The 22,166-nt window shown below is 61.5% G+C and carries 19 protein-coding genes and 1 pseudogene; 6 read left to right on the top strand and 14 right to left on the bottom strand.

The annotated features are described in order from the left end of the window. Positions 1-131: 131 nt before the first annotated feature. A pseudogene (locus ACWGTO_RS09860) lies at positions 132-446 on the bottom strand (class I SAM-dependent methyltransferase); the annotation flags it as partial. Positions 447-640: 194 nt separating this feature from the next. On the opposite strand from ACWGTO_RS09860, the gene ACWGTO_RS09855 reads away from it, so the two are divergent. Continuing rightward, complete coding sequence (locus ACWGTO_RS09855; RefSeq protein WP_454574661.1) at positions 641-2,407, top strand: adenylate/guanylate cyclase domain-containing protein; 1,767 nt, start codon at positions 641-643, stop codon at positions 2,405-2,407. A 415-nt stretch (positions 2,408-2,822) separates the two neighbouring features. Here ACWGTO_RS09855 and ACWGTO_RS09850 read toward each other — a convergent pair whose 3' ends face one another. The 9 genes from ACWGTO_RS09850 to ACWGTO_RS09810 all read right to left on the bottom strand — a co-directional run bounded on the left by ACWGTO_RS09850 (position 2,823) and on the right by ACWGTO_RS09810 (position 9,964). Next, complete coding sequence (locus ACWGTO_RS09850) at positions 2,823-3,029, bottom strand: hypothetical protein (RefSeq protein WP_454574660.1); 207 nt, start codon at positions 3,027-3,029, stop codon at positions 2,823-2,825. A 179-nt stretch (positions 3,030-3,208) separates the two neighbouring features. Continuing rightward, entirely contained in the window at positions 3,209-4,129 is a 921-nt protein-coding gene (locus ACWGTO_RS09845; protein ID WP_454574659.1) for a dihydrodipicolinate synthase family protein, read from the bottom strand. Positions 4,130-4,144: 15 nt separating this feature from the next. Further along, positions 4,145-5,029, bottom strand: coding sequence for a shikimate dehydrogenase family protein (locus tag ACWGTO_RS09840; protein WP_454574658.1), 885 nt, complete (start codon positions 5,027-5,029; stop codon positions 4,145-4,147). Further along, positions 5,026-6,321 (bottom strand): TRAP transporter large permease, encoded by a 1,296-nt coding sequence (locus ACWGTO_RS09835; protein WP_454574657.1) that lies wholly within the window; start codon positions 6,319-6,321, stop codon positions 5,026-5,028. Before ACWGTO_RS09835 ends, ACWGTO_RS09840 begins: the two co-directional genes overlap by 4 nt. Then, on the bottom strand, positions 6,318-6,815 hold the full coding sequence (locus tag ACWGTO_RS09830) for a TRAP transporter small permease (RefSeq protein WP_454574656.1): 498 nt from the start codon (positions 6,813-6,815) through the stop codon (positions 6,318-6,320). The genes ACWGTO_RS09835 and ACWGTO_RS09830 overlap by 4 nt, the downstream gene beginning before the upstream one ends. A 14-nt stretch (positions 6,816-6,829) precedes the next feature. Next, positions 6,830-7,837 carry a sialic acid TRAP transporter substrate-binding protein SiaP gene (locus tag ACWGTO_RS09825; RefSeq protein WP_454574655.1) on the bottom strand — a complete coding sequence of 336 codons (1,008 nt, stop codon included), beginning with the start codon at positions 7,835-7,837 and terminating at the stop codon, positions 6,830-6,832. A gap of 264 nt (positions 7,838-8,101) precedes the next feature. Next, positions 8,102-8,758, bottom strand: coding sequence for a GntR family transcriptional regulator (locus tag ACWGTO_RS09820; protein WP_454574654.1), 657 nt, complete (start codon positions 8,756-8,758; stop codon positions 8,102-8,104). Between the two features lie 83 nt (positions 8,759-8,841). Continuing rightward, positions 8,842-9,522: a cytochrome c biogenesis CcdA family protein gene (locus ACWGTO_RS09815; protein WP_454574653.1), complete on the bottom strand. Its 681-nt coding sequence runs from the start codon at positions 9,520-9,522 to the stop codon at positions 8,842-8,844. A gap of 46 nt (positions 9,523-9,568) precedes the next feature. Then, positions 9,569-9,964: a thioredoxin family protein gene (locus ACWGTO_RS09810; protein WP_454574652.1), complete on the bottom strand. Its 396-nt coding sequence runs from the start codon at positions 9,962-9,964 to the stop codon at positions 9,569-9,571. Positions 9,965-10,348: 384 nt separating this feature from the next. Between ACWGTO_RS09810 and dctP the strand changes: the two genes are divergently transcribed. From dctP to ACWGTO_RS09795, 3 genes are read left to right on the top strand one after another with little or no spacing between them, the layout of a single operon-like run. Beyond that, positions 10,349-11,467 (top strand): TRAP transporter substrate-binding protein DctP, encoded by a 1,119-nt coding sequence (gene dctP / locus ACWGTO_RS09805; RefSeq protein ID WP_454574651.1) that lies wholly within the window; start codon positions 10,349-10,351, stop codon positions 11,465-11,467. 59 nt (positions 11,468-11,526) lie between these two features. Further along, positions 11,527-12,630, top strand: a complete 1,104-nt coding sequence (locus ACWGTO_RS09800; RefSeq protein WP_454574650.1) for a TRAP transporter small permease subunit — start codon at positions 11,527-11,529, stop codon at positions 12,628-12,630. Positions 12,631-12,633: 3 nt separating this feature from the next. Next, positions 12,634-14,004, top strand: a complete 1,371-nt coding sequence (locus tag ACWGTO_RS09795; RefSeq protein ID WP_454574649.1) for a TRAP transporter large permease — start codon at positions 12,634-12,636, stop codon at positions 14,002-14,004. Between the two features lie 377 nt (positions 14,005-14,381). Here ACWGTO_RS09795 and ACWGTO_RS09790 read toward each other — a convergent pair whose 3' ends face one another. The 4 genes from ACWGTO_RS09790 to ACWGTO_RS09775 all read right to left on the bottom strand — a co-directional run bounded on the left by ACWGTO_RS09790 (position 14,382) and on the right by ACWGTO_RS09775 (position 20,321). After that, the gene (locus tag ACWGTO_RS09790) at positions 14,382-16,988 is read right to left on the bottom strand and encodes a TRAP transporter permease (RefSeq protein WP_454574648.1); all 2,607 of its coding nucleotides are present in this window, start codon (positions 16,986-16,988) and stop codon (positions 14,382-14,384) included. Positions 16,989-17,075: 87 nt separating this feature from the next. Further along, positions 17,076-18,044 carry a TAXI family TRAP transporter solute-binding subunit gene (locus tag ACWGTO_RS09785; RefSeq protein WP_454574647.1) on the bottom strand — a complete coding sequence of 323 codons (969 nt, stop codon included), beginning with the start codon at positions 18,042-18,044 and terminating at the stop codon, positions 17,076-17,078. A gap of 49 nt (positions 18,045-18,093) precedes the next feature. Next, a complete protein-coding gene (locus ACWGTO_RS09780) occupies positions 18,094-19,440 on the bottom strand; it encodes an aspartate aminotransferase family protein (RefSeq protein ID WP_454574646.1) in 1,347 nt (448 codons plus the stop codon). Beyond that, positions 19,437-20,321 carry a MurR/RpiR family transcriptional regulator gene (locus tag ACWGTO_RS09775; protein ID WP_454574645.1) on the bottom strand — a complete coding sequence of 295 codons (885 nt, stop codon included), beginning with the start codon at positions 20,319-20,321 and terminating at the stop codon, positions 19,437-19,439. The genes ACWGTO_RS09780 and ACWGTO_RS09775 overlap by 4 nt, the downstream gene beginning before the upstream one ends. An 89-nt stretch (positions 20,322-20,410) precedes the next feature. Between ACWGTO_RS09775 and ACWGTO_RS09770 the strand changes: the two genes are divergently transcribed. Together ACWGTO_RS09770 and ACWGTO_RS09765 are read left to right on the top strand one after the other, a co-directional pair. Beyond that, positions 20,411-21,241: a 3-keto-5-aminohexanoate cleavage protein gene (locus ACWGTO_RS09770; RefSeq protein WP_454574644.1), complete on the top strand. Its 831-nt coding sequence runs from the start codon at positions 20,411-20,413 to the stop codon at positions 21,239-21,241. A 437-nt stretch (positions 21,242-21,678) separates the two neighbouring features. Then, positions 21,679-22,104, top strand: a complete 426-nt coding sequence (locus ACWGTO_RS09765; RefSeq protein ID WP_454574643.1) for a hypothetical protein — start codon at positions 21,679-21,681, stop codon at positions 22,102-22,104. Positions 22,105-22,166 lie beyond the last annotated feature (62 nt).

The raw sequence follows: 22,166 nt of genomic DNA, 5'->3' as shown, positions 1-22,166 counted from the left end.
CGCTGGATTGATGCGCTGGAGGGGCCCGTGGGTTGCGCAACGCCTTGTCATCGAGGTCCATACCGGTTTCGGCGGCTTACATCGCCTCACTCTGCATCGCCGAATAGGGCGCTAGTCCTGCGTGTCTCGCGCTAGCGGTATAGGTCCGCCCGTGTTGGCGGCAGGCCGCTCGGCCGCCGCGCGCGCTTGGTGGCGACGGTCTGGAAAATCTGCGCCGAGGGGCGCTCGAAGGTGATTGAACAGCCGCTGAGATAAAGTAGCCAAAGCCGCGCCTTGGCCTCACCGACTTCGGCGATCGCTTCGTCTAAGCGGGCCTGCAGTCGTTCGGCCCACAGCCGGCAGGTGCGGGCATAGTGCTCGCGCAGATTCTCGACATCGTAGACGAGGAAGCCATGCGCCTCGAGATTGCCTAAAGTCATGCCGATCGTGTCGAGCTCGCCGCCGGGCGCCTGCGCCATCTCGGCCTCGGAGGGGGGATCGACGCGCAGTAGCCCAAACAGCTGCCCCACGTGCCGTCGCTTGGCCTGGTTGAAACGGCGTGCCATCATCGTCAATTAGCAGTCATCTAAACGTTCTGGTGCAATCCGTTTGTCGGCTTTATGCCTAGCTCTTATCACTTCCTCGAAGGAGCGACCGTCGCGTGAACACGGACAAGCGAACCGAACGGCGACTAGCCGCAATTCTAGCCGCCGACGTGGCCGACTATTCTCGACTCATGCGGGCGGATGAGATCGGTACGTTTCGTCTGCTGACTGCTCGTCGCGAAGTAATGGACAGTCTCATTGGGGAGCATGGCGGAAGCATAGCCAATACCGCTGGAGACAGTGTGCTGGCAGCATTTCCAAGCGCAGTCGATGCGGTACAATGTGCCGCTGCCGTTCAGAGGCTACTGGCCACTGAGAACCGCGAGCTTCCAGAAGGAAAGCGTATGGAGTTCCGGATCGGCATCCACGTGGGGGATGTATTCATTCGGGGCGCTGACCTGTTGGGCGATGGAGTGAACGTGGCCGCTCGCTTGGAGGGACTCTCCCTGCCCGGGGGCGTCTGCCTGTCGGCGATGGCATACGAGCACGTCCGCAACAGCGTGCCATTTGCTTTCGAGGATCTTGGATCAAAGCAGGTTAAGAACATCGAGGAGCCCCTCCGGGTCTACGCACTTAGGCTTGCTGACGTCTCTTTGAAGAATCCGAGTCGGGTAGAAAAAGCGCCTCCTCTTCCGGACAAGCCTTCGCTTGCGATTCTCCCTTTTGCCAACCAGAGCGGCGATCCTGCTCAGGATTATTTCGTCGACGGAGTGGTCGAGGATCTCGTCCGAGCACTATCCCGACTTCGTTGGCTGTTCGTAATCGCCACCAGTTCCAGCTTCACATATCGGGACCGCAAGATTGAGCTCAACCAAGTCGGCCGCGAGCTGGGCGTGCGCTATGTGCTGGAAGGCAGCTTACGTCGGGCCGGAGAACAGATCCGTCTCAGCTGCCAACTGATCGAAGCCGTTACGGGTATTCTCATATGGTCGGATCGGTTTGACGGCAGCGTCGCGGACATCTTCAATCTTCAGGATCGGCTGACGGAGAGCATAGCGCGAGCGGTGGAGCCGAAACTTCGCCTGGCAGAGATTACGCGAGCGCGCACCAAGCCAACCAGCGACCTCACTGCCTATGACCTCTACCTCCGGGCCGTTGCGGAGTTGAATGAGCACAGCGCGGCGAGCTTTGAGCGTGGCGAAGCGTTGTTGCGTCAGGCCATCGATCGAGATCCAGATTATGCTGAGGCAATCGCCCTCCTGGCCACCAGCATAGGACACTCGGGCCTGAACGGCTGGAAACCCTTGACGGAGGCTATGGCACAGGCCTTGGAACTATCCCGCCGAGCGGCGCGTCTGGACAACGCCAGCGCTGAGGCACTCGCCACAGGTGCCTTTGCCGAGGCACTATTCGGAGGTTCGTTCGAACGATCGGAAGAGCTGGCCGCGGCGGCGCTCCAACTTAATCCGAACTCGATCTTTGTCTTGAAAAATTGCGGGAGCGCACTCGGCTACGGCGGAGAGACCCACCGCGCCATCGAGCTGTTTGAGGCAGCTCGCCGGATCAATCCGATTGACCCTCGCAGTTTCCAGACCATGGGCGGTCTGGCCTCGGCGCACTTCTTCAATCGCGAATTTGAAACGGCTGCGTACTGGGCAAGGCGCGTGCTCAGTGAGCACCCACATTACCATATTGCCCGCCGCTACCTCGCAGCGGCACTGGCTCACCTCGGCCGGCTCGATGAAGCTGGGATGGTGATAGCCGAGCTTCTTGAAGCGCATCCGGGGTCAAGCTTGTCCCGATCACGCAGGAGCACATTTCGGCACTCCTGGATGCTGGACCTCTATGTCGACGGGCTTCGTAAGGCTGGTTTACCAGAATAGCCATCTGACAAATGCGCGAACCGGCCTATCGGGCCCAGTAGGCCGATAACTACCATAGGCAATGTGTGAACTGCCTGCCACGGTTCCGAGCGCCTAACGGCTCGGATGCTCCTGAACGCATCGACCCGCGGGTGCTCGGAGCTAATGTCTGCTTCGAAGCGGCACCAACTTGCAGGCGATTGGCGGGAATTGGGCGCAACGCTGCCATTCGGTAGAAGATGAAACGAGTGGCTGGATCAGCTTCTTGAATCAATTTGGGCGAACCGCTTCGTAACCCATTGACAAATAACGATTATGTTAGTCGCCGAGGGTGGGAGATTATAGAGAAAAAGCAATGGTTTAGCGGATGGTTAGCCAACCCATATCCTTCGTATGATCTCGTATGGTCTGGCGGACCTAAGGGCCGGGAGGAGGACTAAATTTTCAATACAGGCGTTGTCTCTGTCTTCTCCCACAAAAAGGCTGATGAATGGATGTCAACCAAGGTTATGAGCGCGGTGGATTTGGGAGATGAAATCGGACCGGCGGCTTCCGACCGTTCCGCGTCATGGCGAGCGCGGGACAGGCCGTGAACCATCTCGACGAACGCTGTGGCGGCGAAACGCCGGATATCCTCGACCATGGCTATGTGCTTGTGGATTTCGCCAGCGGCGCGCGCCCTGCTGGAACTCTGCATGTCCGCCGAGGGCAGCCGTTACCAGGAAGGGCTCTGCGCCGTCGGTCGGCGGCAACGCCGCTGCTGCGATCGCGCAAAGCTTTTCCGCAAATCGCCGCTGATGGAGACCGTCGCGATCGAAGTCTTCATGTCGCCGTCACGGCTTGATCCGTCATCTCGGCTGAAACCATCGCCGCCATTTCCTTGCAAGCCTTCAAACCGCTTGCCTCTTCGACCGGTTCCAGCGGAGCGCGGACCCGCGACCAGACGACGTCACCGGTTTGCGCCGCCAAGATCGCCTTGACTGCCGGCACGACGGGCAGCTTGAGCAGCCTGTCGAGCAAGGCATCGATCAACGGATCGTCTTTGCCGCGTACCAGCTTCGCCACCAACGCCGGGGCGAAATTGGCCACGCCGCTGATTGCGCCGCTGGCGCCCTGCCTAACCGCCTTGGCCAGATGGCCTTCATGGCCGACGAGAATGGCGAGGTCGCGATGTTCGGCAAGCAGCGCCGTGGTCTGGTTCCAATCACCGCTGGAATCCTTGACGCCGGCAATGAGGTTCGGAAAAGCGATGCGCAGGCGCGCAACGAGCTTGGGGCCGATGTGCACGCCGGTCAGCCCCGGGATGTTGTAGAGGATGACGTCGCGGCCGGCCGGGCCCGCGCGCTCCAGCACCTCCGCAAACCAGCGATAGACACCTTCTTCGGTCGGCTGCTTGAAATAGAAAGGCGGCGTCAGCAGGATGCCGCCGCAACCCCCATCGAGCGATCGCCTGACGTGGTCCCCGGCGTCCTGCGACGACGGCCCGTAGACGCATTCGACTAGGCTGCCGGCGTCGATCCCGGCAGTGGCCATGCGCTCGTAGAGCGGAGCGCGGGCCGAGGCCGAAATGGAAATGCCTTCGCCGGTCGTGCCGAACGCAGTCACCACCCTCATGCCTTGACCGAGCAGGTGTCTGGCGTGGGAGGCGAAGCGCGGCCAGTCGATTGCGCCTTTATCATCGAACGGCGTTGTCAGCGCCGCGCTGACACCGATCTTCTTGCGCATGGGATGATTGTCGAGCACTGGGGATATCCTTGGTCAGTTGGGAGATGTTTCGAGAAGCATTTTCCGCAGAGCGCCGAGATCGACCGGGGTCCGCCCGGTGAAGATGCGGAAGGCGTCAATTCCTTGATGGAAGAAGAGTTCGTAGCCGCTGAGCACCTTGAGGCCCGCCACCTCCGCCTGCTGTTTGAACATCGTGTCGACCGGCGTATAGACGGCATCGAACGCCCATCGCTGCGACCCGAGCAATCCCACCGGCACCGGAGATCCCGGATAGCCGATCATGCCGAGCGGCGTGCAGTTGACGATGCCTTCCGCGCCGTCCATCACCGAGCAGATATCATCGCCGGATGACGTTTTGACGGCGCCCTCGGAGACTGCCGAGATCGCGGCGGCGAGTGATCGCGCCTTTCCGGCATCGTTGTCGATGATGATCAGAGCTTCGGCCCCAAGCGCAAGCAGCCCGAAGGCCACGGCCTTGCCGACGCCACCGGCTCCGATGACGACGACGTTGCCCGGCGCCAGAACGCCGAACGCCTCGCGATAGGCGGCGATGAAACCCGTATGATCGGTGTTGTATCCGTTCGGGCCGTGCGGCCCGAACACCACCGTATTGACCGACCCGATGCGCCTGGTCAGCTCGTCGTCGATCCGCAGCCTTGAAACCACCGCCTCTTTGTAGGGATAAGTGACGTTTAACCCGCGAATGCCGCTGTCACGGCAGGCATCGAACACGGCATCGAAATCCTTGCCCATGTCGCGCGGGATGAAGAGGTCGTAGCTGACGTCGAGGCCGCTGAGCCGGCCGGCGAGACGATGCAGGTCCGGCGAGCGCGAGCGCTTGATGTTGTCGCCGATCAGCCCAAGCCTGACCGGATCGGCCAGGCCGGAGCTCCGGATATCCTGCGAAGCCGTGCTCATCCCTGGTATCCGAACTGCCTCGGTAGCCACAGCACGATCTCCGGAAATAGCATCATCAGCAGCAGCGCGAAGACCAGCACGCCGATGAACAGCCAGATCTCACTGATAATTTCGCGCAGCGGAATGCGCGTCGTTGCATTGATGACGAAGAGCACAACCCCATAGGGCGGTGTGATCAGCCCGATCATGGTGTTGACCACCACGACGACGCCGAAATGCACCAGATCGATCCCGAGCAGCCGGCAGGTCGGGATGAACAGCGGGACGATGACGAGGATGATCGTCGATGCGTCGAGCAGGCAGCCGAGCAGCAGCAGCAGGACATTGACCAGGAACATGAAGGCGAGCGGCGCAATGTTGAGACCTTGCAGCGAGGAGGCCAATTGCGCGGGAATGTTCTCGCTGGCAACGATGTAGTTGAAGATCAGCGCGCCGCCGATCACCAACCCGATTGCGGCCGACGAGCGCGCGCTTTCGGAGAGGATCGCATAGAGGTTGCGCCAGCTCAGCGCGCGATAGAAGACGCCGGCAAGGATCAACGCGTAGGCGGCAGCCACCGCGGCGGCCTCGGTCGGCGTGGTCGCGCCACCGTAGATGCCGTAGAGCAGGATCACTGGCATCAAGAGCGCAGGAAACGCGTTGAGCGTCACTTTAGGCAGTTTGCGCAGCGGCACCGCTTCCTCGACGGCGAAATCACGCTTTCGCGCCAGCCATGCGTTGAGGCCGATCAGCACAGCGCCCATCAGCAGACCGGGCAGAATACCGCCGAGAAACAGAAAGCCTATCGAGGCGCCGGAAACCAGCGCGTACATCACCATCGGGATCGACGGCGGGATGATCGGCCCGATGGTCGAAGCAGCCGCGGTGATGGCCGCGGCGTAGCCGCGCGGATAGCGGCCGTTCCTGGTCATCATTTCGATGATGATCTTGCCGAGGCCCGCGGCATCGGCGACCGCCGAGCCGGACATGCCGGAAAAGATAAGATTGGCGACGACATTGACGTATCCGAGCCCGCCCCGCAGGCGGCCAACGATCGCCATGCAGAATTGCAGCAAGCGCTCGCTGATCGTGCCGGCATTCATGATATTGGCGGCGGCAATGAATAACGGTACGGCCAGGATGATGAACCCGTCATAGAGGCCCTGGATGATCTGTTCGGCGGCAAGTCCCAGATCCTGGCCCTTCACCGCGAGATAGACAATCGCCGCCAGGATCATGGAATAGGCGACGGGGGTGCCGATCCCGGCAAGGACGAACAGCGCCAGCAGGCAAAGGGCGAAGGCGACGGTCACAGCGGCCTTGCCTCGTCATGCGGCTCCGGCGCGGCGCCGCGAAAAAGCTGCCAGGCGCGCAAGGCGTATCGGACGATGACAGCGACCGCGAAGAGGCCATAGACGCTGAATACGACGTCGAGCCGGATTCGCAGCGTGGCGCTCTTCTTGATCTTGTAGAAGGTGATGTAGTCGTATGTCGCCGGCAGCGCCGCCAGGAATCCGGCAACGATCGCCGCCGCCGAAATCAGCGCCAAGATACGCTGCGTGCGGCGACTGGCGATCAGGTAGAACAGATCGAACGTCACATGGTCGCGCTCGGTGAGTACGAATGCCGAACTCCAGAACACCAGCCACAGCCATGTCGTCAGGCAGACCTCCAGTGTCCACCCAAGGGGATCGTTGATCACGTAGCGCGTGAATATCTGCAGGATGAAGGCGCCGAACATGGCCGCGAGCAACGCCACCGCCACATTGTCGGCCCGCGCCTGCAACCAGCGGATGGTTGCCGACATCCGTCTTCCCCTGGTCAGAGAGCGTTGATCTTGTCGACCATGCCTTCCGGCCAGTCCTTGGCGAATTGCGATTCCAGATAGGCCTTCTGCACATGGCTGCGGAAGGCCTCGAGATCAGGCGCGTAAACTTTCAACCCCTTGTCCTTGAAAAACTGCTCGAGCTCGGTCTCCAGCTTCAGCTGCTTCTGCCGTCCGGATTCGGCGGCATCGTCCGCCGCCTTCTGCACCGTCGCCTGCTGATCCGGCGTCAGGCCGTCCCAGACCTTCTTGGAGAAAGCTAGGTAGTTCAGGTCGACCAGATGGCTGGTCAGCACGATCTGCTTGGTGACCTCGTAGAATTTGGAATCCTTGTCGGTCGGCAATGGATTATCCTGGCCATCGATCGCGCCGGTCTGCAGTGCGGTATAGATTTCGGTGAAGGCGATCGGCACCGGGTTTGCGCCAAGCGCCGAGCCGAGGAACTGCCAGGCGTCCGTACCCGGCATTCTGAGTTTCACGCCGGCGAGATCGGCCGGCGTCTTGATCTCCTTGTCGGTCCTCAGATTAAGCTGGCGGCGGCCGAGATACATGACTGTCAGGAGCTTGACGCCAAGCTCGTCCTCGACCTTCTTCTTCATCGGCTCCATGAAATCGGCAGCGAAGACTTTCTTCTGGTGCTCGGCGTCGCGATGCAGGTAACCGGCGGTGAAGATCGACCATTCTGGGTAGATCGTCGCCAGTTCCTGCGCCGAAGTGATCGACATTTCGAGGTTGCCGCGGGCAATCGCCTCGAGTTCGGTGCCCTGCTTGAACAATTCGGCGTTCCAGTGCGGCTCGAATGTGGCGAAGCCGTTGACCGCGGGTGCGAAAACCTCGGTCAGCGCCACCGCTCGCTGGTCGCCCGGTGTTGCCGGTGACGACAGCCGCAGTGTGATCTTGTCTTGTGCGAGCGCCTTCGTCGCTCGAACGCCAGGAATGCCCGCCGCAGCGACGGCCAAGGCGGTGGCACGGAGAAACCTGCGGCGATCCATTGTTCTAGTCATGCTTTCCTCCCTGAATGCATGTTGCGGGCTGCGTCGCTCGCGGACCCGACAGTGGAACATTGCATGACGCCAACCGAGCTTCAACCCATGAAATTATAGACATCAGAGATTTCGAATTTCATAGGACGATCCAGGAAACGCTCCTTGGGGCCAGCTCTCATTGCGGCGAGGCTGGCTTTGCACGCCAAAAGGTAATCGCCGCCATCAGAAGGCGCGCGCGTCCACGAGCGGGTTGCGGTGGCGCGCAGGCCGCCACCTGGCGGGTCAGGCGGTCAAGCCATGCTTCACGCCGGCCTCGACATGACGGCGAAGGATTGCCTGTGCGGTCGCCACATCCCGCGCCAGCGCCGCATCCAGCAATTGCTTGTGTTCGTCGGCCGCGATCTGCCCGCGGAAGGTCAGCGAAATCATTTGATATCGTAAGTATTTATCAAAAACGGCCGCATGCGTTTCCATCAGCGCGCGAGAACCGCAGGCCGAGATCAGCGACTGGTGGAATTCCCAATCGTAACGTTTCCAGTCCTTGGTGACCGACCGATCGCCGCCGATCATCCGGATTTCCATCTGATGCAGCTTGTGATGGGCCGACACCACCCTGCCCTCCCAATCCATGTCGCCACCGGCGAAAGACAATTCCATCGCATGGCATTCCAGCAATAGCCGCAGCGCCGCAATCTCCTTGAGATCCTCGGGCGAGACCGGCGCGACCTCAAAACCCCGCTGCCCCTCCGCGACGACAAGTCCGTCGGAAGAAAGGCGATTGAGGATCTCCCGCAGGGTCGAAACGCTGGCGCCATAAAGGCCTTTCAACTTGTCAAGTTTGAGCTTCTCGCCAGGTGCAAGCCGGCCAAAGATTATGTCTGCCCTTATGTGGCGATAGGTCGTGTCCGATACTGTGGCGCCGGGAGCATTAGCGAGCATATTGCAGGAATATCATAAATTTCCGAAAATACCATAGATCACGGGGATTCACGGTGGGCCACCGCCCGACACCGAGGGCAATTTCAGAACTGTGTTGTCAGTGCCGTCAGCCATTCGGGAGAGGCGTCGACCAGCACGGTTTCCAGTCGCTTGTCTAATCCAGAAAGGATCGCCGCGGCGGTCAGGATGAGCATAGCGCCGAGGACGATCTTCAGACCGCCGCCGGCGCCGGCGATGCGGTCCCGCCAGCGCAGCAGGGCTTCGCGTGACAGCATACCGAGGGTCAGCAGCGGCAGGGCCGCCCCGATGCCGAACAGAACCATGGTCGCAGCCACCTGGCCAAGATTATGGCCCTGCGCGGCAAAGACGGAAGCCGCACCGAGGGTCGGACCAACGCAAGGGCTCCACACCGCGCCGAGCAGCAGACCGACGCTGAACTGGCCCGAGAGGCCCATGGACGAAAACCCGCCACAATGCTGCTCGACCCAGTTGCCGGCGGGGCCGGCGGCCAGCGCCGCGCGCGCCTGTAATGTCGGCACTACCAGCATTGCGCCGAGAACGAGCATCAGCACCGCAGCGGCGCTGCGAAAGACGCCATCGTTAAGTCCTATGGAGAAGCCGATCGCAGCGACGAAAAGTGCGATCGCCGTGAAGGATTTGGCCAGGCCGGCTGCCAGCGCCGCAGGGCCGTAGCGATGCTGGCTGACGGCGGCACCCAGCACGATCGGGATCAGCGGCAACACGCAGGGCGACAGCGTCGACAATGGCCCTGCCAGGAACGAGGCCGAGACCGAGCAGCATCGCCGCTATTCAGCTCGTGCTGTCAAGCAATTGCTTGATTGCATCCGCCTTGGTAACGCCGACGAGCCGGCCGACCTCCCTTTTGCCCTTGAAGGTGATGAGTGTGCTCTGCATGCGGGCGCCGAACGCACGGACGATGTCCTTCTGCGAATCGAAATCGACTTCGAAAACAGCCAAGTCAGCATAGTCGGCCGAGGGCAGCAATTTGGCTAAAACCTTCTTCTGCGCCTTGCAGATCGGGCACCATGAAGCGCTGATGTCGACCAGGATCGGCTTGCCGGCTTTCTGAGCTTCCTCGAACGCCTGCTGGTTATAGGCCATGCGATCGCCCGCCATCGCCGGCGGGGCGGAGGCGAGGCTTGATAGGACGGCCAGGGCGATAAGAAACATACGGCGGTCGAGCATTTTTCCTACTCCGTGAGCGTGGTGGACGGCCGGCTCGGCAGCCGGGCATGAGCTAACAGTTCGTTATTCGTGCCGCCACGGCCAGTCGTTACAGGTTCACGGCAACATTACAGATGCGCCGGGCAATCGGCGAGATCCGAGCCGAAGAATGCCGCCGGAAGCGTGTGCTGGGACGCGTGATGGTTGAAAAGTTCGCGTCGTGCTATGTTACATACAAGCTGCAGACTTTCTTTCGCATCTTTGACGGCGCTAGCGACTCGGCCGGAAACGATTACGAGAAGGCAGGCCTCAGCCAGCAAAGGGTGTCCCTTGCGTTATTGTCTAAACATTTGAGGTCGGCGGCGTGTCCACCATGTGTCCGTTGCCGCAAAGGGAGGAAAGACAATGGACGGAGAAGCGCATTCCAAATCAAGGCGAAGCTTTTTGAAGTCGAGCGGACTTGTCGCCGGGCTCACGGCGGCGACGGTAGCGGCTCCCTGGGTTCGCAAGGCTGGAGCGGCGGATACCATTACCTGGAAAATCCAGACCTCTTGGCCGGCAGGTGTCGGACTTGAAACCTTTCAGAACTGGTGTGGGACCATCAAGGACAAGACGGGCGGCCAGCTCGTATTCCAGCCATTCAAGGCCAAGGACATCGTTGGCGATTTCGAGCTTTTCGACGGCGTCAAGAACGGCGTTCTCGAAGCGATGAACTCGTTCTCGCTCTATTGGGCGGGCAAGCTTCCGGCTACCGCTTTTCTTTCGTCCTACACGATGGGGCTGCGTTACCCGCACGAGTGGGACATCTTTTTCTATTCAAAGGGCGGCCTGCAGGCCGCACGCGACCTTTATGCCGCTCAAGGTCTCTACTACGTCAACCGCATCCATCACGGCCCGAACATTATCCATTCTAAGACGCCGATCCGTTCGATCGAGGATTTCAGGGACCTCAAGCTGCGCGTGCCGGGCGGCATGATCGCCGAGACATTCGCCAAGGCCGGCGCCAAGACGACGCTGCTGCCGGGCGGCGAGGTGTTCTCCGCGCTGGAGAAGGGCACGATCGATGCTGCCGATTACACAGGCCCGGCGGTGAACTGGGCGCTCGGATTCCAGCAGGTGACCAAGTATATTTCCATGGGCCCGCCCGGACTGATGTCGGTATACCAGCCTGTCGACCTGATGGACTTTGCCGTCAACATGAATGTCTGGAACCAGCTCCCGGACAATCTCAAGAAGTTCGTCGAAGACGAAATCCAAGTCTATTCCAACACCCATTTCGGAGCCATTCAGAAGGCCGACATGGAGGCCTGGCAGAAGTTCCTGGATGCCGGCATTGAAATCAATCGGCTAGGACCAGACGATCTGCAGAAGTTCCAGGAAATCGCCGTGCCGATATGGTTCGAGTGGGCCAACAAGGACAAGGACGCGGCGCGCATCTTCAAGCTACAGCTTGAGGTGATGGAGAACCCGACCGTCGGTTACGTTACGCCGGACATGTATCAGGGATTGTCGATCAATCTTTGAGGCTCTCTGCGCCCGTCCTGGCTGGGGCGGGCGCACTCTTCTTCAACAGGCGTTCGCCGATGCCCTCACTCACTTTTGTGCTGCCGCACTGGCTCTACTGGTCGAGCCTCGTGCTTTTTCCCCTTGCCGCGGTTTTCTTTGTCTACCACGAGCGGGCACGACGCAATGCTGGTCGCGCCAACCTCTTCCTCGCCTATTTCTTCCTGGTCACTGCCGGTTTTCTCGGCATGCACCGTTTCTACCTGAAGAGCCGCTGGGGATTCTTATTCATCCCCTTCTTCGTGGCCGTGCTTTGGACGAGTGGTCAGGTGCGTGAGGGCCGCGAGACATTGTCGCTGGCACGGTCCCAGGCCGAGCACGCCGAGCGGACCTTGACGCATGCCAAGGCGGACGTTGCATCCGGCAAGGCAGGTGCCGCCGATCGCCTTGTGAAGGCCGACGCGGATGCGGCGACCGCGCGTGACAACAACGCCGCCGCCATTGGTGGGCTCGCCCGTTCGACGAGCCTTGCGCGAGTTGCCGGAATTCTCCTCGGCCTCGTTCTCGTGGGCGACATCTTTCTGATCCCCGGCCTGGTTCGCCGCGCCCGCGAACGTGAAGGCCAACCGGCCCCAACCGACGCTCACCCGCTCGTGACCGACGTGCCCGCCACACCCGTCAAGCGGCCGCTCGCTATCTTCCGGCCCGTTGACTGGCTGGTCAGGGTGACAGGCGAGTTGGTCGCCTACTGGGCGGTCCTCGCGGTCATCGCCTACTATTACGAGGTCGTGGCGCGTTACGTTTTCAATTCGCCGACTAACTGGGTGCATGAGAGCATGTTTCTCATGTTCGGCATCCAGTACATGCTGGCCGGTGCCTATGCCTATCGCGACGAAACCCATGTCAGGGTGGACATCGTCTACAGCCACCTCTCGGAACGCGGTCGTGCGATCTGCGACATCATCACCTCGGCCTTCTTTTTCCTGTTCACGGGCACCATGCTCGTCACAGGCTGGCGTTTTGCCAGTGACGCAATGGCGGTTGGCGAGCGCTCCTTCACCGAATGGGGTATCCAATACTGGCCGGTAAAGCTCGCCATCCCCATCGGGGCGGCGCTGTTATTGCTTCAAGGTCTGTCTCGGCTGATGCGCGACATCGCCATTGCCACCAGAAGGATCGGCTGAGCGATGGGTCTCGAACTTCCTATTCTGTGGCTCAGCATATTGATGTTCGGGGGCTTGGGCGTACTTCTGCTGCTCGGATTGCCGATGGCCTTTTGCACCGGCAGTCTTGCCGTGCTCTTCCTCTTTCTGTTCGGCAATTCGGCCATGCTGAACATGCTGCCGTCTCGGGTCTTCCCGTTCATGACGGATTATCAGCTCTCGGCGGTACCGCTTTTCATCTTTATGGCCGCGATCCTCGAGAAGGCGGGTATCATCGAGGAACTGTTCGACGTCGTCTACAAATGGCTGGGCGGGCTGAAGGGCGGGCTCGCCTCGGCCACGGTGATCTCCTGCACGCTGCTGGCCGCCATGGTGGGCGTGGTTGGGGCGACGGAAGTGACGATGGGCATGATCGCGCTGCCCGCGATGTTGCGCCGCAACTACGACGCCAAGCTCGCCTGCGGCTCGCTTCTCGCCGGCGGAACGCTTGGCATTCTCATACCCCCTTCCGTCATGGCGATCGTCTACGCAGTCGTCGCGCAGCAGTCGCTAGGCGAACTCTTGATCGGGTCGGTGTTTCCCGGGTTGCTGCTGTCGGGGATGTATGTCGCTTACGTGACGGCGCGCTGCTACATCAACCCGAAGCTCGGGCCAGCATTGCCGCCGAACGAGCGCATCGCCTTCGCCGAAAAACTCAAGCTTTTGCGCCGTACCTTCATGCCGATACTGCTGATCCTGCTTGTGCTCGGGGTCATCTTCATGGGCATTGCCACGCCTGTCGAGGCCGCCGGCATCGGTACGTTCGGTGCTTTCATCGTCTGCGCCGCACACCGGCGCCTGACCTGGGGCACAATCCGCGACGCCAGCGTATCGACCCTGAAGGCTACGGCGATGGTCATGTGGATATTCTTCGGTGCCACCATGTTCGTCGGCTTTTTCATCCTGAAGGGCGGGCAGAACTTCGTGGCCGACTCCATTCTTGGAACGGGTCTCGCGCCCTATGGCGTTCTTGTTTTGATGATGGTGATCCTTTTCGTCCTCGGCATGTTTCTGGACTGGGTGGGAATCCTCCTTCTGACCGTGCCGATCTTTCTGCCGATCCTAAAATCGCTTCAGTTCGGCGGCGCGTTCGGGTTCGCCGGCGTAACTCCCGAAGACGTGCCGCTTTGGTATGGCGTCATTTTCATGGTCAACATGCAGATGGCTTTCCTCAGCCCGCCGTTCGGCTATTCGCTGTTTTACCTGAAGAGTGTCGCGCCGCCGGAGATCTCGATGGGGACAATCTTCAGGTCCGCGGTCCCGTTCTTGTGCCTGCAAGCGATCGGAGTGGGCCTGTGCATCGTGTTCCCCTCGATCGTGGTGTGGCTGCCGAAAGTCATGTACGGGGGCAATTGACCGGTAGATGCGGCTTTGGCCACTCAAGGCGACCGGAAGAATCGAATTTCATAGCCTTGCGCTTGAATGGGCGCTTTTTTGCGTTCCCTTACCCGCCGTGACGAGATCGATTCTTGAGACAATCCTGGCTGTGAGTGCTGGCGTAGCGCTCTCGACCAGTCTTGGTTATCTCGCCTACGCGGCGCCTGGCGATGCAGTGCCTTTCCTGGACTGGCTTACCAGTCCATTCACTTTCAGCACGTTCCTGTGGGCCGTTCTTGGGGCACTATTCGGACTCAGCGCGCTGCAATTCCGACGCGGCCGCTTCCTTGCCGGCCACGATGCCTGGCGAGAGACAGACAAGGCCGCTGGCGGACAGGAGCCGACTGGCTGACACCTCAGGGCGCGGCCCTGGCCGGTAGGCCAAGCGCTTTTCGACGCCTCTGCAGCCAGAAAACGAGCCCGAACAGCAACAACGCTGGAAGCACGAACCAGTAGCGTGACGGGCGGTCGTTCGGCACCATGATGCCGATGATTTCGTCGCCTGGCTGCAGGCCGCACTTAGCCGCCTGGCTGCCGAGCCGCACGATGCCGACGGTCATGGTATCGCCAAGCGCGCTCACCGTCAGTCCAGCGCTTTCCAGCCGCTCTGCCACATTCTTGCCTTCGGCCAGATCGAGCCTGATCAGCTTCTCGATCTCGTCACCATTGATGTTGAACGTCTTCAACTTGAGACGAACCGCCTGACCCGCAGGCGTGGCATCGACAGTCTGGTTCAACTGCGACACAGGTCTGGCAACAAAGGGCTCATCGAGCAGATCGAGCCAATAGCCCGGCCGAAACAGCGTGAAGCAGATAAGCAACAGCGCGATGGCCTCGTACCACCGGTTGCGAACCAGGAACCAGTTCTGCGTCACCGCCACGAAGGCCACCATTGCCAGCGCGGACGTGGCTATGACGACGACAAAATCCAGCGGTCCCTGGATGTCGATCATCAGCAGGCCGTTGTTGAAGATGAAGATGAACGGCAACAGCGCCGTCCTGATTTCGTATTTGAAACCCTGAAAGCCGGTCTTCACCGGATCGGCGCCCGAAATCGCGGCCGCTGCGTACGCCGCAAGGCCGACGGGCGGCGTCACATCGGCCATCAGTCCGAAGTAGAAGACGAAGAGATGCACGGCCACCAGCGGCACGGCCAGGTCGTTCTGCGCCGCGAGATCGACCATCACCGGCGCCATCAGCGTGGCAACAACGACATAGCTGGCCGTGGTCGGCATGCCCATGCCAAGAATGATGCAGATAAGCGCAGTGAACAGCAGCATCACCATGAAGCTGCCGGCCGAGATGAATTCGACTAGCTCGGTCATCACCAGCCCGACGCCGGTCAGGAGCACCGTGCCGACGATGATGCCGGCCGTCGCAGTGGCGATGCCGACCGTGGTCATGTTTCGCGCGGCCGCCGACAGCCCCTCGACCAGATCCACCAAACCTTCGCGCCAGCGCGGCGCAAGATCTTGCTTGCGAAAGAACGCCGTCAGCGGGCGCTGCGTGACGACCAATGCCATCAGGGCGGCGGAGCCCCAGAAAGCAGAGAGACCGGGCGAAAGCTCCTCGACCATCAAGCACCAGATAAGGAGCACCACCGGCAGCAGGAAATGCAGCCCCGTCCGCGCCGTCTCGCCGAAATGCGGTATCTCGCGAATATCGCCCTTGAGGCTGTCCAGCGGCAGGTCGGGGTGCCTTGCCCTGTAGGCGACGAGGCCGACATAGACGACGGCAAGTGCGGCGACGATGATCCAGGTCGCGGCGCTGCCGAAGACGGTCTTGGTCCAGCCGATGCCGTAATAGACGAGCCCGGCCAGGATGACAAAGGCGCAGATGCCCATCAGCGAGCGCAGTGCCCCTTGCAAGGCGGGATGGCGGCTACGCGACGGCAGGCCCTTCAATCCCATCTTCATCGCTTCGATGTCGACGATGTAGAAAAGTGAGCCGTAGGTCAGCAGGGCGGGAAAGAAGGCGTGCTTGACCACCTCGGCGTAGGAAATGCCGACATATTCAGCGATGAGGAAGGCAGCAGCGCCCATCACCGGCGGCATGATCTGCCCATTGACGCCGGCCGCGCATTCGATGGCCCCGGCCTTGACCGGCGTGTAGCCGACGCGCTTCATCAGGGGAATTGTGAAGGTGCCAGTGGTGACAACATTGGCGATCGATGATCCAGAGATCATGCCCGTCAGGCCCGAGGCGACGACCCCGGCCTTGGCGGGGCCGCCGCGATATTTGCCGAGGATGGAAAATGCAAGCAGGATGAAATAGCCACCTGCCCCGGCTCGCTCGAGCAATGTTCCAAACAGCACGAACATGAAGACGACGTTGGTCGAAACACCAAGCGCGACACCAAACACGCCCTCGGAGGTGAGCCACATCTGCGAGGCGGCACGCGACAGCGTCGCGCCCTTGTGCGCCAGCAGGCCGGGCATGTAGGGCCCGACGAAGATGTAAATCAGCATCAGCCCGGCGACGACGGTGATGGCAGGGCCGACGGCACGCCGGGCGGCTTCCATCAACACCACGATGCCGACAATGGAGATGACGAGGTCGGCGGTCGTGGGAAGCCCGGGCCGCGCGGCGATCTCGCTGTAGAAGACGACGAGGTAAAGGGCCGCGGCGGCACCGGCCGCGGCAAGCACCCAGTCAGGCAGCGGAACGCGGCTGCGTGAAGAGCTTTTGAAGGCGGGGAAGGTGACGAGCGCCAGGAACATCGCAAAGGCCAGATGGATCGAGCGGGCAATCCCATCACTGACGACACCGAAACCGAGCATGTAGGGGATCGGCGAGGAGTACCAAAGCTGGAACAGCGACCAGGCCAGCGAAACCGCCAGGACCAGATGCGCGGCAAGCCCGGCCGGCTTGCGGCCGCCGGTGTCCGCTTCCGCGACAATCTCGTTCAGCCTGTCGATATCGACGTCCTCAGGTGCTCCTGCGTTGCGGAACCGGTCTGTCATTGCTCCCCTCGACCATCTTGTTTTTCATTTTGGTCTTTTCGGTTCTCCAGCCGGACCGCCGCTCGGGCGGCCCGGCCCTCCTGAAGCTCAGAGCCAGCCCTTTTCCTTGTAGTAGCGCTCCGCGCCGGGATGCAGCGGGGCGGAGAGGCCGACCTTGACCATCTCCTTGGGGTCGAGATTGGCGAAGGCAGGGTGCAGCTTCTTGAAGTCGTCGAAGTTCTCGAAAACCGCCTTGACCATTTCGTAGACCACATCGTCGGGGGTCTTGCCGCTCGTCACCACGGTTGCGCGCACGCCGAACGTCGTCGTCGGATCGGGATTGTTGGCGTACATGCCGCCGGGGATGGTCGCGACCGAATAATAGGGGTGCGCCTTCACCAGCGCGTCGACGGCGGGGCCGGTCAGCGGAACGAGCTTGGCGCCGCAGGCGGTCGTCGGATCCTGAATCGCGGCAGACGGATGGCCGACGCCATAGAAGAAGCCGTCGATCTTGTTGTCGCAAAGCGCACTGCCCTGCTCATCGGCCTTGAGCTCCGCGGCGAGCGAAAAGTCCTTCAGCGTCCAGCCCATCTGCTTCAACAACTCCTCCATCGAGGAGCGCGTGCCGGACCCGGGATTGCCGACATTGAAGCGCTTGCCCTTGAAATCCTCGAATACCTTCACTCCCGCATCCGGCCGCGCCAGGACGGTGAAAGGTTCGGGGTGGACAGAGAAGACCGCCCGCAGGTCCTTCACCGCCTTGCCGTCGAAATTGCCGACGCCGTTATAAGCCTGAAACTGCACGTCGGACTGGGTAAGGCCGAAATCGAGGTCGCCGGTATTGATCGAATTGACGTTGAAAACCGAACCGCCCGTCGATTCGGTCGAGCAGCGTATGCCGGTTTTCTGCCTGTCCTTGTTCATGAGCCGGCAAATGGCGCCGCCAACGGCATAGTAGACGCCAGTCACTCCGCCGGTGCCTATGGTGATGAACTTCTGCTCGGCGAACGAAGGTGTGGCGGCAAGCAGGCACGCCGCCGTGCCCGATGCTATCAGGGTTTTCAGCAGACTACGCATTTCGACTACCTCTCTGGTGGTTTGGTCCCGGCCTTGCGCCGGGCTCTGGTCAGACACGTCCCGCCAAGTCGGGAGCGCGCAAGGCTGCATCGACGGCATCGCCAAGCCGCTCGACAATGGCATCGATGTCCTGGCTGGTGGAAATGAACGGCGGCGCGAGCAGCACATGGTCGCCCCGGATGCCGTCGATCGTGCCACCCATGGGATAGACCATAAGGCCATTGTTCATGGCCTCGCGCTTGATGCGTGCGTTGAGCTTCAGCGCCGGATCGAAAGGCTCCTTCGAGCCGCGGTCGGCGACCAGTTCGATAGCCTGGAACAGGCCACGGCCACGAATGTCGCCGACATGATGATGATTGCCGAAGCGTTCGGCCAGGCGCCGCTGAAGATGCACGCCCATCGCCTTGACGTTGTCGAGCAGATGATCGCGACGGATCACCTCCTGGACTGCTAGGCCGGCGGCGGCGGCCATCGGATGGCCCATATAGGTGTGGCCGTGCTGGAAGAAGCCGGAGCCGTTCGCGAACGCGTCGAAGATTTGCTGGCCAAGCAGCACGGCGCCGACAGGCTGATAGCCGCCGCCGAGCCCCTTGGCGATGGTCATGAGATCGGGAACGACGTCTTCCTGTTCGCAGGCGTGAAGCGTGCCGGTGCGGCCCATGCCGCACATAACCTCGTCGAGGATGAGCAGCACGCCGTAACGGTCGCAGATGGCCCGTATGCGCTTCAGGTAGTCCGCCACCGGCGGCACGGCGCCAGCGGTCGCGCCGACCACCGTCTCGGCGACGAAGGCGATGACCTCGCCGGAACCGAGTTCGAGTATCTTGTCCTCCAGCGCCTGCGCCGCCCGCGCTGCGTAATCGGCGTCGCTTTCGCCCGGCAATTGATGGCGATAGGCAAAACATGGATCGATATGGTGGGTTTCGATGAGCAGCGGCCGAAATTGCCGCCGCCGCCATTCATTGCCGCCCGCGGCGAGCGCGCCGAGCGTGTTGCCGTGATAACTCTGATGACGGGCGATGATGTGGCGGCGCTGCGGCTCGCCTTTCTCGACGAAATATTGCCGCGCCATCTTCAGCGCCGCCTCTACCGCTTCCGATCCGCCGCTCAAGAGATAGGCATGGCTGATCCCAGCCGGCGCGTCTTCGACCAGGCGATCGGCCAAACGTTCGGCGGCCTCCGTACTGAAGAAGCCGGTGTGGGCATATGCGATGCGGTCGAGTTGATCATGCAAAGCGGCAATGACGTCTGGATGGCCGTGGCCGAGACACGACACCGCCGCGCCGCCGGATGCATCAATGTAGGAGCGGCCGTCGCTGTCGAATATCTGGATGCCCTTACCCCCGACGGCGATTGGAAGCGAACCTTTGGTGGCGCGATGCAGTAGATGGGTCATTTTTTGCCGAGCCGTGGTTTCAGATGAACATTGAGTGCTGCATGGTGCTCGTCGGTGCGTCGTATCTCCGCCAGCGCCTGCTCGCCGCCATGGCCGGCGACGACAGCCGCCAGGATTTCCGCAACGGCGAAGGCCGGCGCCATGGTGTGAAAGAACGATGGGGTCTGCGTCGGAACGAGGATGACCTCCGCCGCGACCTGGGCGAGCGGCGCCACCTCGCTGTCCGTGATCGCGACGACGCAGACACCGCGTCCGGCCGCATATTCGGCGACTTCGACCGTCTGACGCGTGTAAGGGAGCACACTCGCCACCAGCAGCACATCGTCCTTGGTGGCGCGGCCAATTGCGTCGGCACCGGTTCCGGCCACTCCATCGAGCAGCACCGATTTCTCGCCAACGAGCGACAGGACATAGTGGATGTGCCAAGCGACAGGATGGCTGGAGCGCAGGCCGAGGCAATAGATCCGTCGCGCCGCCGACAGCCGTCTCGCCGCCGCCACGATGCGGTCCAGCATCTCTGGCCTGGCAAGCCGGGCGAACTGGGCGGCAAGCGAGTCCAACATCTCGGAGGCTTGAGCCCGGTCGCCTTTGAGCTTCTGGCTGCGCAGCTGAACCCCCGCTTTTCCGGCAAAGCCGGGATATCCGCTCCGCACCGCTGCCGCGTAGGAATCGCGCACTACGTCGTAGCCTTCGAAGCCGAGGTGCTGGGCCAGGCGCGTCATCGTGGCCGGCTGCACGCCCGCCTGTCGCGCCTGCTCGCGCATGGAAAGAAGGGCCACGTCGCTCGGATGGTCGAGCATGTAGCGAGCCGCAGTCTGCAGCTGCGCCGACATGCCGTCGAACTCCGCGACGATGCGTTCCGCCAGGGGCCCCTGATCCATCGTCGCAGTCTGCCGCGCTTCGATTTTGATTGCAACAAGTGTTTCACGAGTTATCCTTGTGATCCAATTGTCCAATCATCGGTCTCCGCATGCAGTCTCAACACTCAGATAGGCCTGTCGCGATCGCCGTCGCGCCGAATGGCGGCAGACGCACCAAGGCCGATCATCCGGGCTTGCCGATGACGCCGGCCGAACTGGCCCGGACGGCGGGGGAGTGTCTTCAGGCTGGCGCGGCCATGATTCACCTGCATGTGCGCGACCGGGATGGCCGGCACATTCTCGACCCCGACGCCTATCGCGCCGCCACCGCTGCCATTCGCGAGGCGGTCGGTGACGCGATGGTGGTCCAAATCACCAGTGAGGCGCTTGGCTACTATCAGCCCAGCAGGCAGATGGAAGTGGTGCGCGAGACCAGACCCGAGGCCGTCTCGCTGGCGCTGCGTGAGCTTGTTCCCGACCGACATGCCGAGCCAGTTTTCGCGTCGTTCCTCGCCTGGCTGAAGCGCGAACGCGTGCTGCCGCAGATCATACTCTACGATCCCGACGAGGCACGGTATCTGTGCGATCTGCAGCGGCAGGGCATGATCCCCTGGGACGACGTTCCCGTGCTCTTCGTCCTTGGCCGCTATACGACATCGCAGCAATCGGCGCCCACGGATCTGCTGCCGTTTCTTTCGCCCGGCATTCCGCGCTTCCGTTCCTTCATGGTCTGCGCTTTCGGTCCCGACGAGGCCGCCTGCGTGTCAGCGGGAGCGCTGCTCGGTGGAGATGTCCGCGTCGGCTTCGAGAACAATCTTCTACTGCCGGATGGTTCAGCGGCGCCGACGAATGCATCCTTGGTCGACACCGTGGCGCAACTGCTCCGGGGCTTTGGACGGCGAATCCAGACAGCTGCCTCGCTTCGGGAAGCGGCTTCTTAGCCGACCCGCAGCCCAGCGGAATCGAAGAGATGCATCCGCTCCGGCGACATTGTGAAATTGATTGGTGGGCCTTGCTACGCCGCTGACAGCGCCAACCTTACTGCGCCCTCACATAGTTGTGACTGGTCTGGAATAGTTTCCGGTTGGGCACGGTATATGTGGCATTGAGGTGAAGTTTGTCCGCACTCGCTGTTTTGGAAAATTTCCGAACGCTCCAGCATATCGTCACAGGCGCTAGAGTGCGGGGGGCGAGCGTGAGCGCTCAAGGACCAGCGCCGGCGTGCTCGCGACCGAAAGTTCTGCCGATCGGACCCAGCATCCCCTTGCCCTGTCTCCTGACCTGGGTCGCCCCTGCGGAGAGGCCTCAACATGTCAATCGATGGGTCTATTTCCGGCATCAACCTGAAACGATGGGCGTATCTCAAAGGGAGGAAACCATGGCAAACGATCAAACACTGTCGCAACGCTTCGACGAATACCAACCGTCCAAGACACTCTGGTTTTGGTCGGTAGTAGGTGCCGCTGTGCTGACGATGATCGTCGGCTTCACGGCCGGCGGTTGGACGACGGCTGGAACGGCGTCGGAAATGGCGAAGACCTCCGCCATCAAGGCCAAGGCTGAACTGGCTGCCAATCTCTGTGTCGAGAAGTTCATCACAGCGTCGAACGCCAGCGATAATCTGGCTAAGCTCAAGGGAACTTCCTCATACCAGAGAGACAGCTTTATCAGCGATGGCGGGTGGCTGAAACTGGCCGGCGTGAAGAAGGATGTGCCAGGCGCCGCGGATCTGTGTGCGGACAAACTAGCCGCGATGGACACCATCCCGGCGAACAGCGTAGCTCAGGACAACACCAAGAGCTAATCGCCGACCCTTGGTTTTCGCCCGGCAGCGCGAGTGTTTTGCTGGGCGGCCATCACAATGGA

The sequence above is a fragment of the Mesorhizobium sp. PL10 genome (assembly GCF_053714315.1).
The sequence above is the reverse complement of the archived record's forward strand: the minus strand, read 5'-3'. Positions and strand labels throughout refer to the sequence as shown.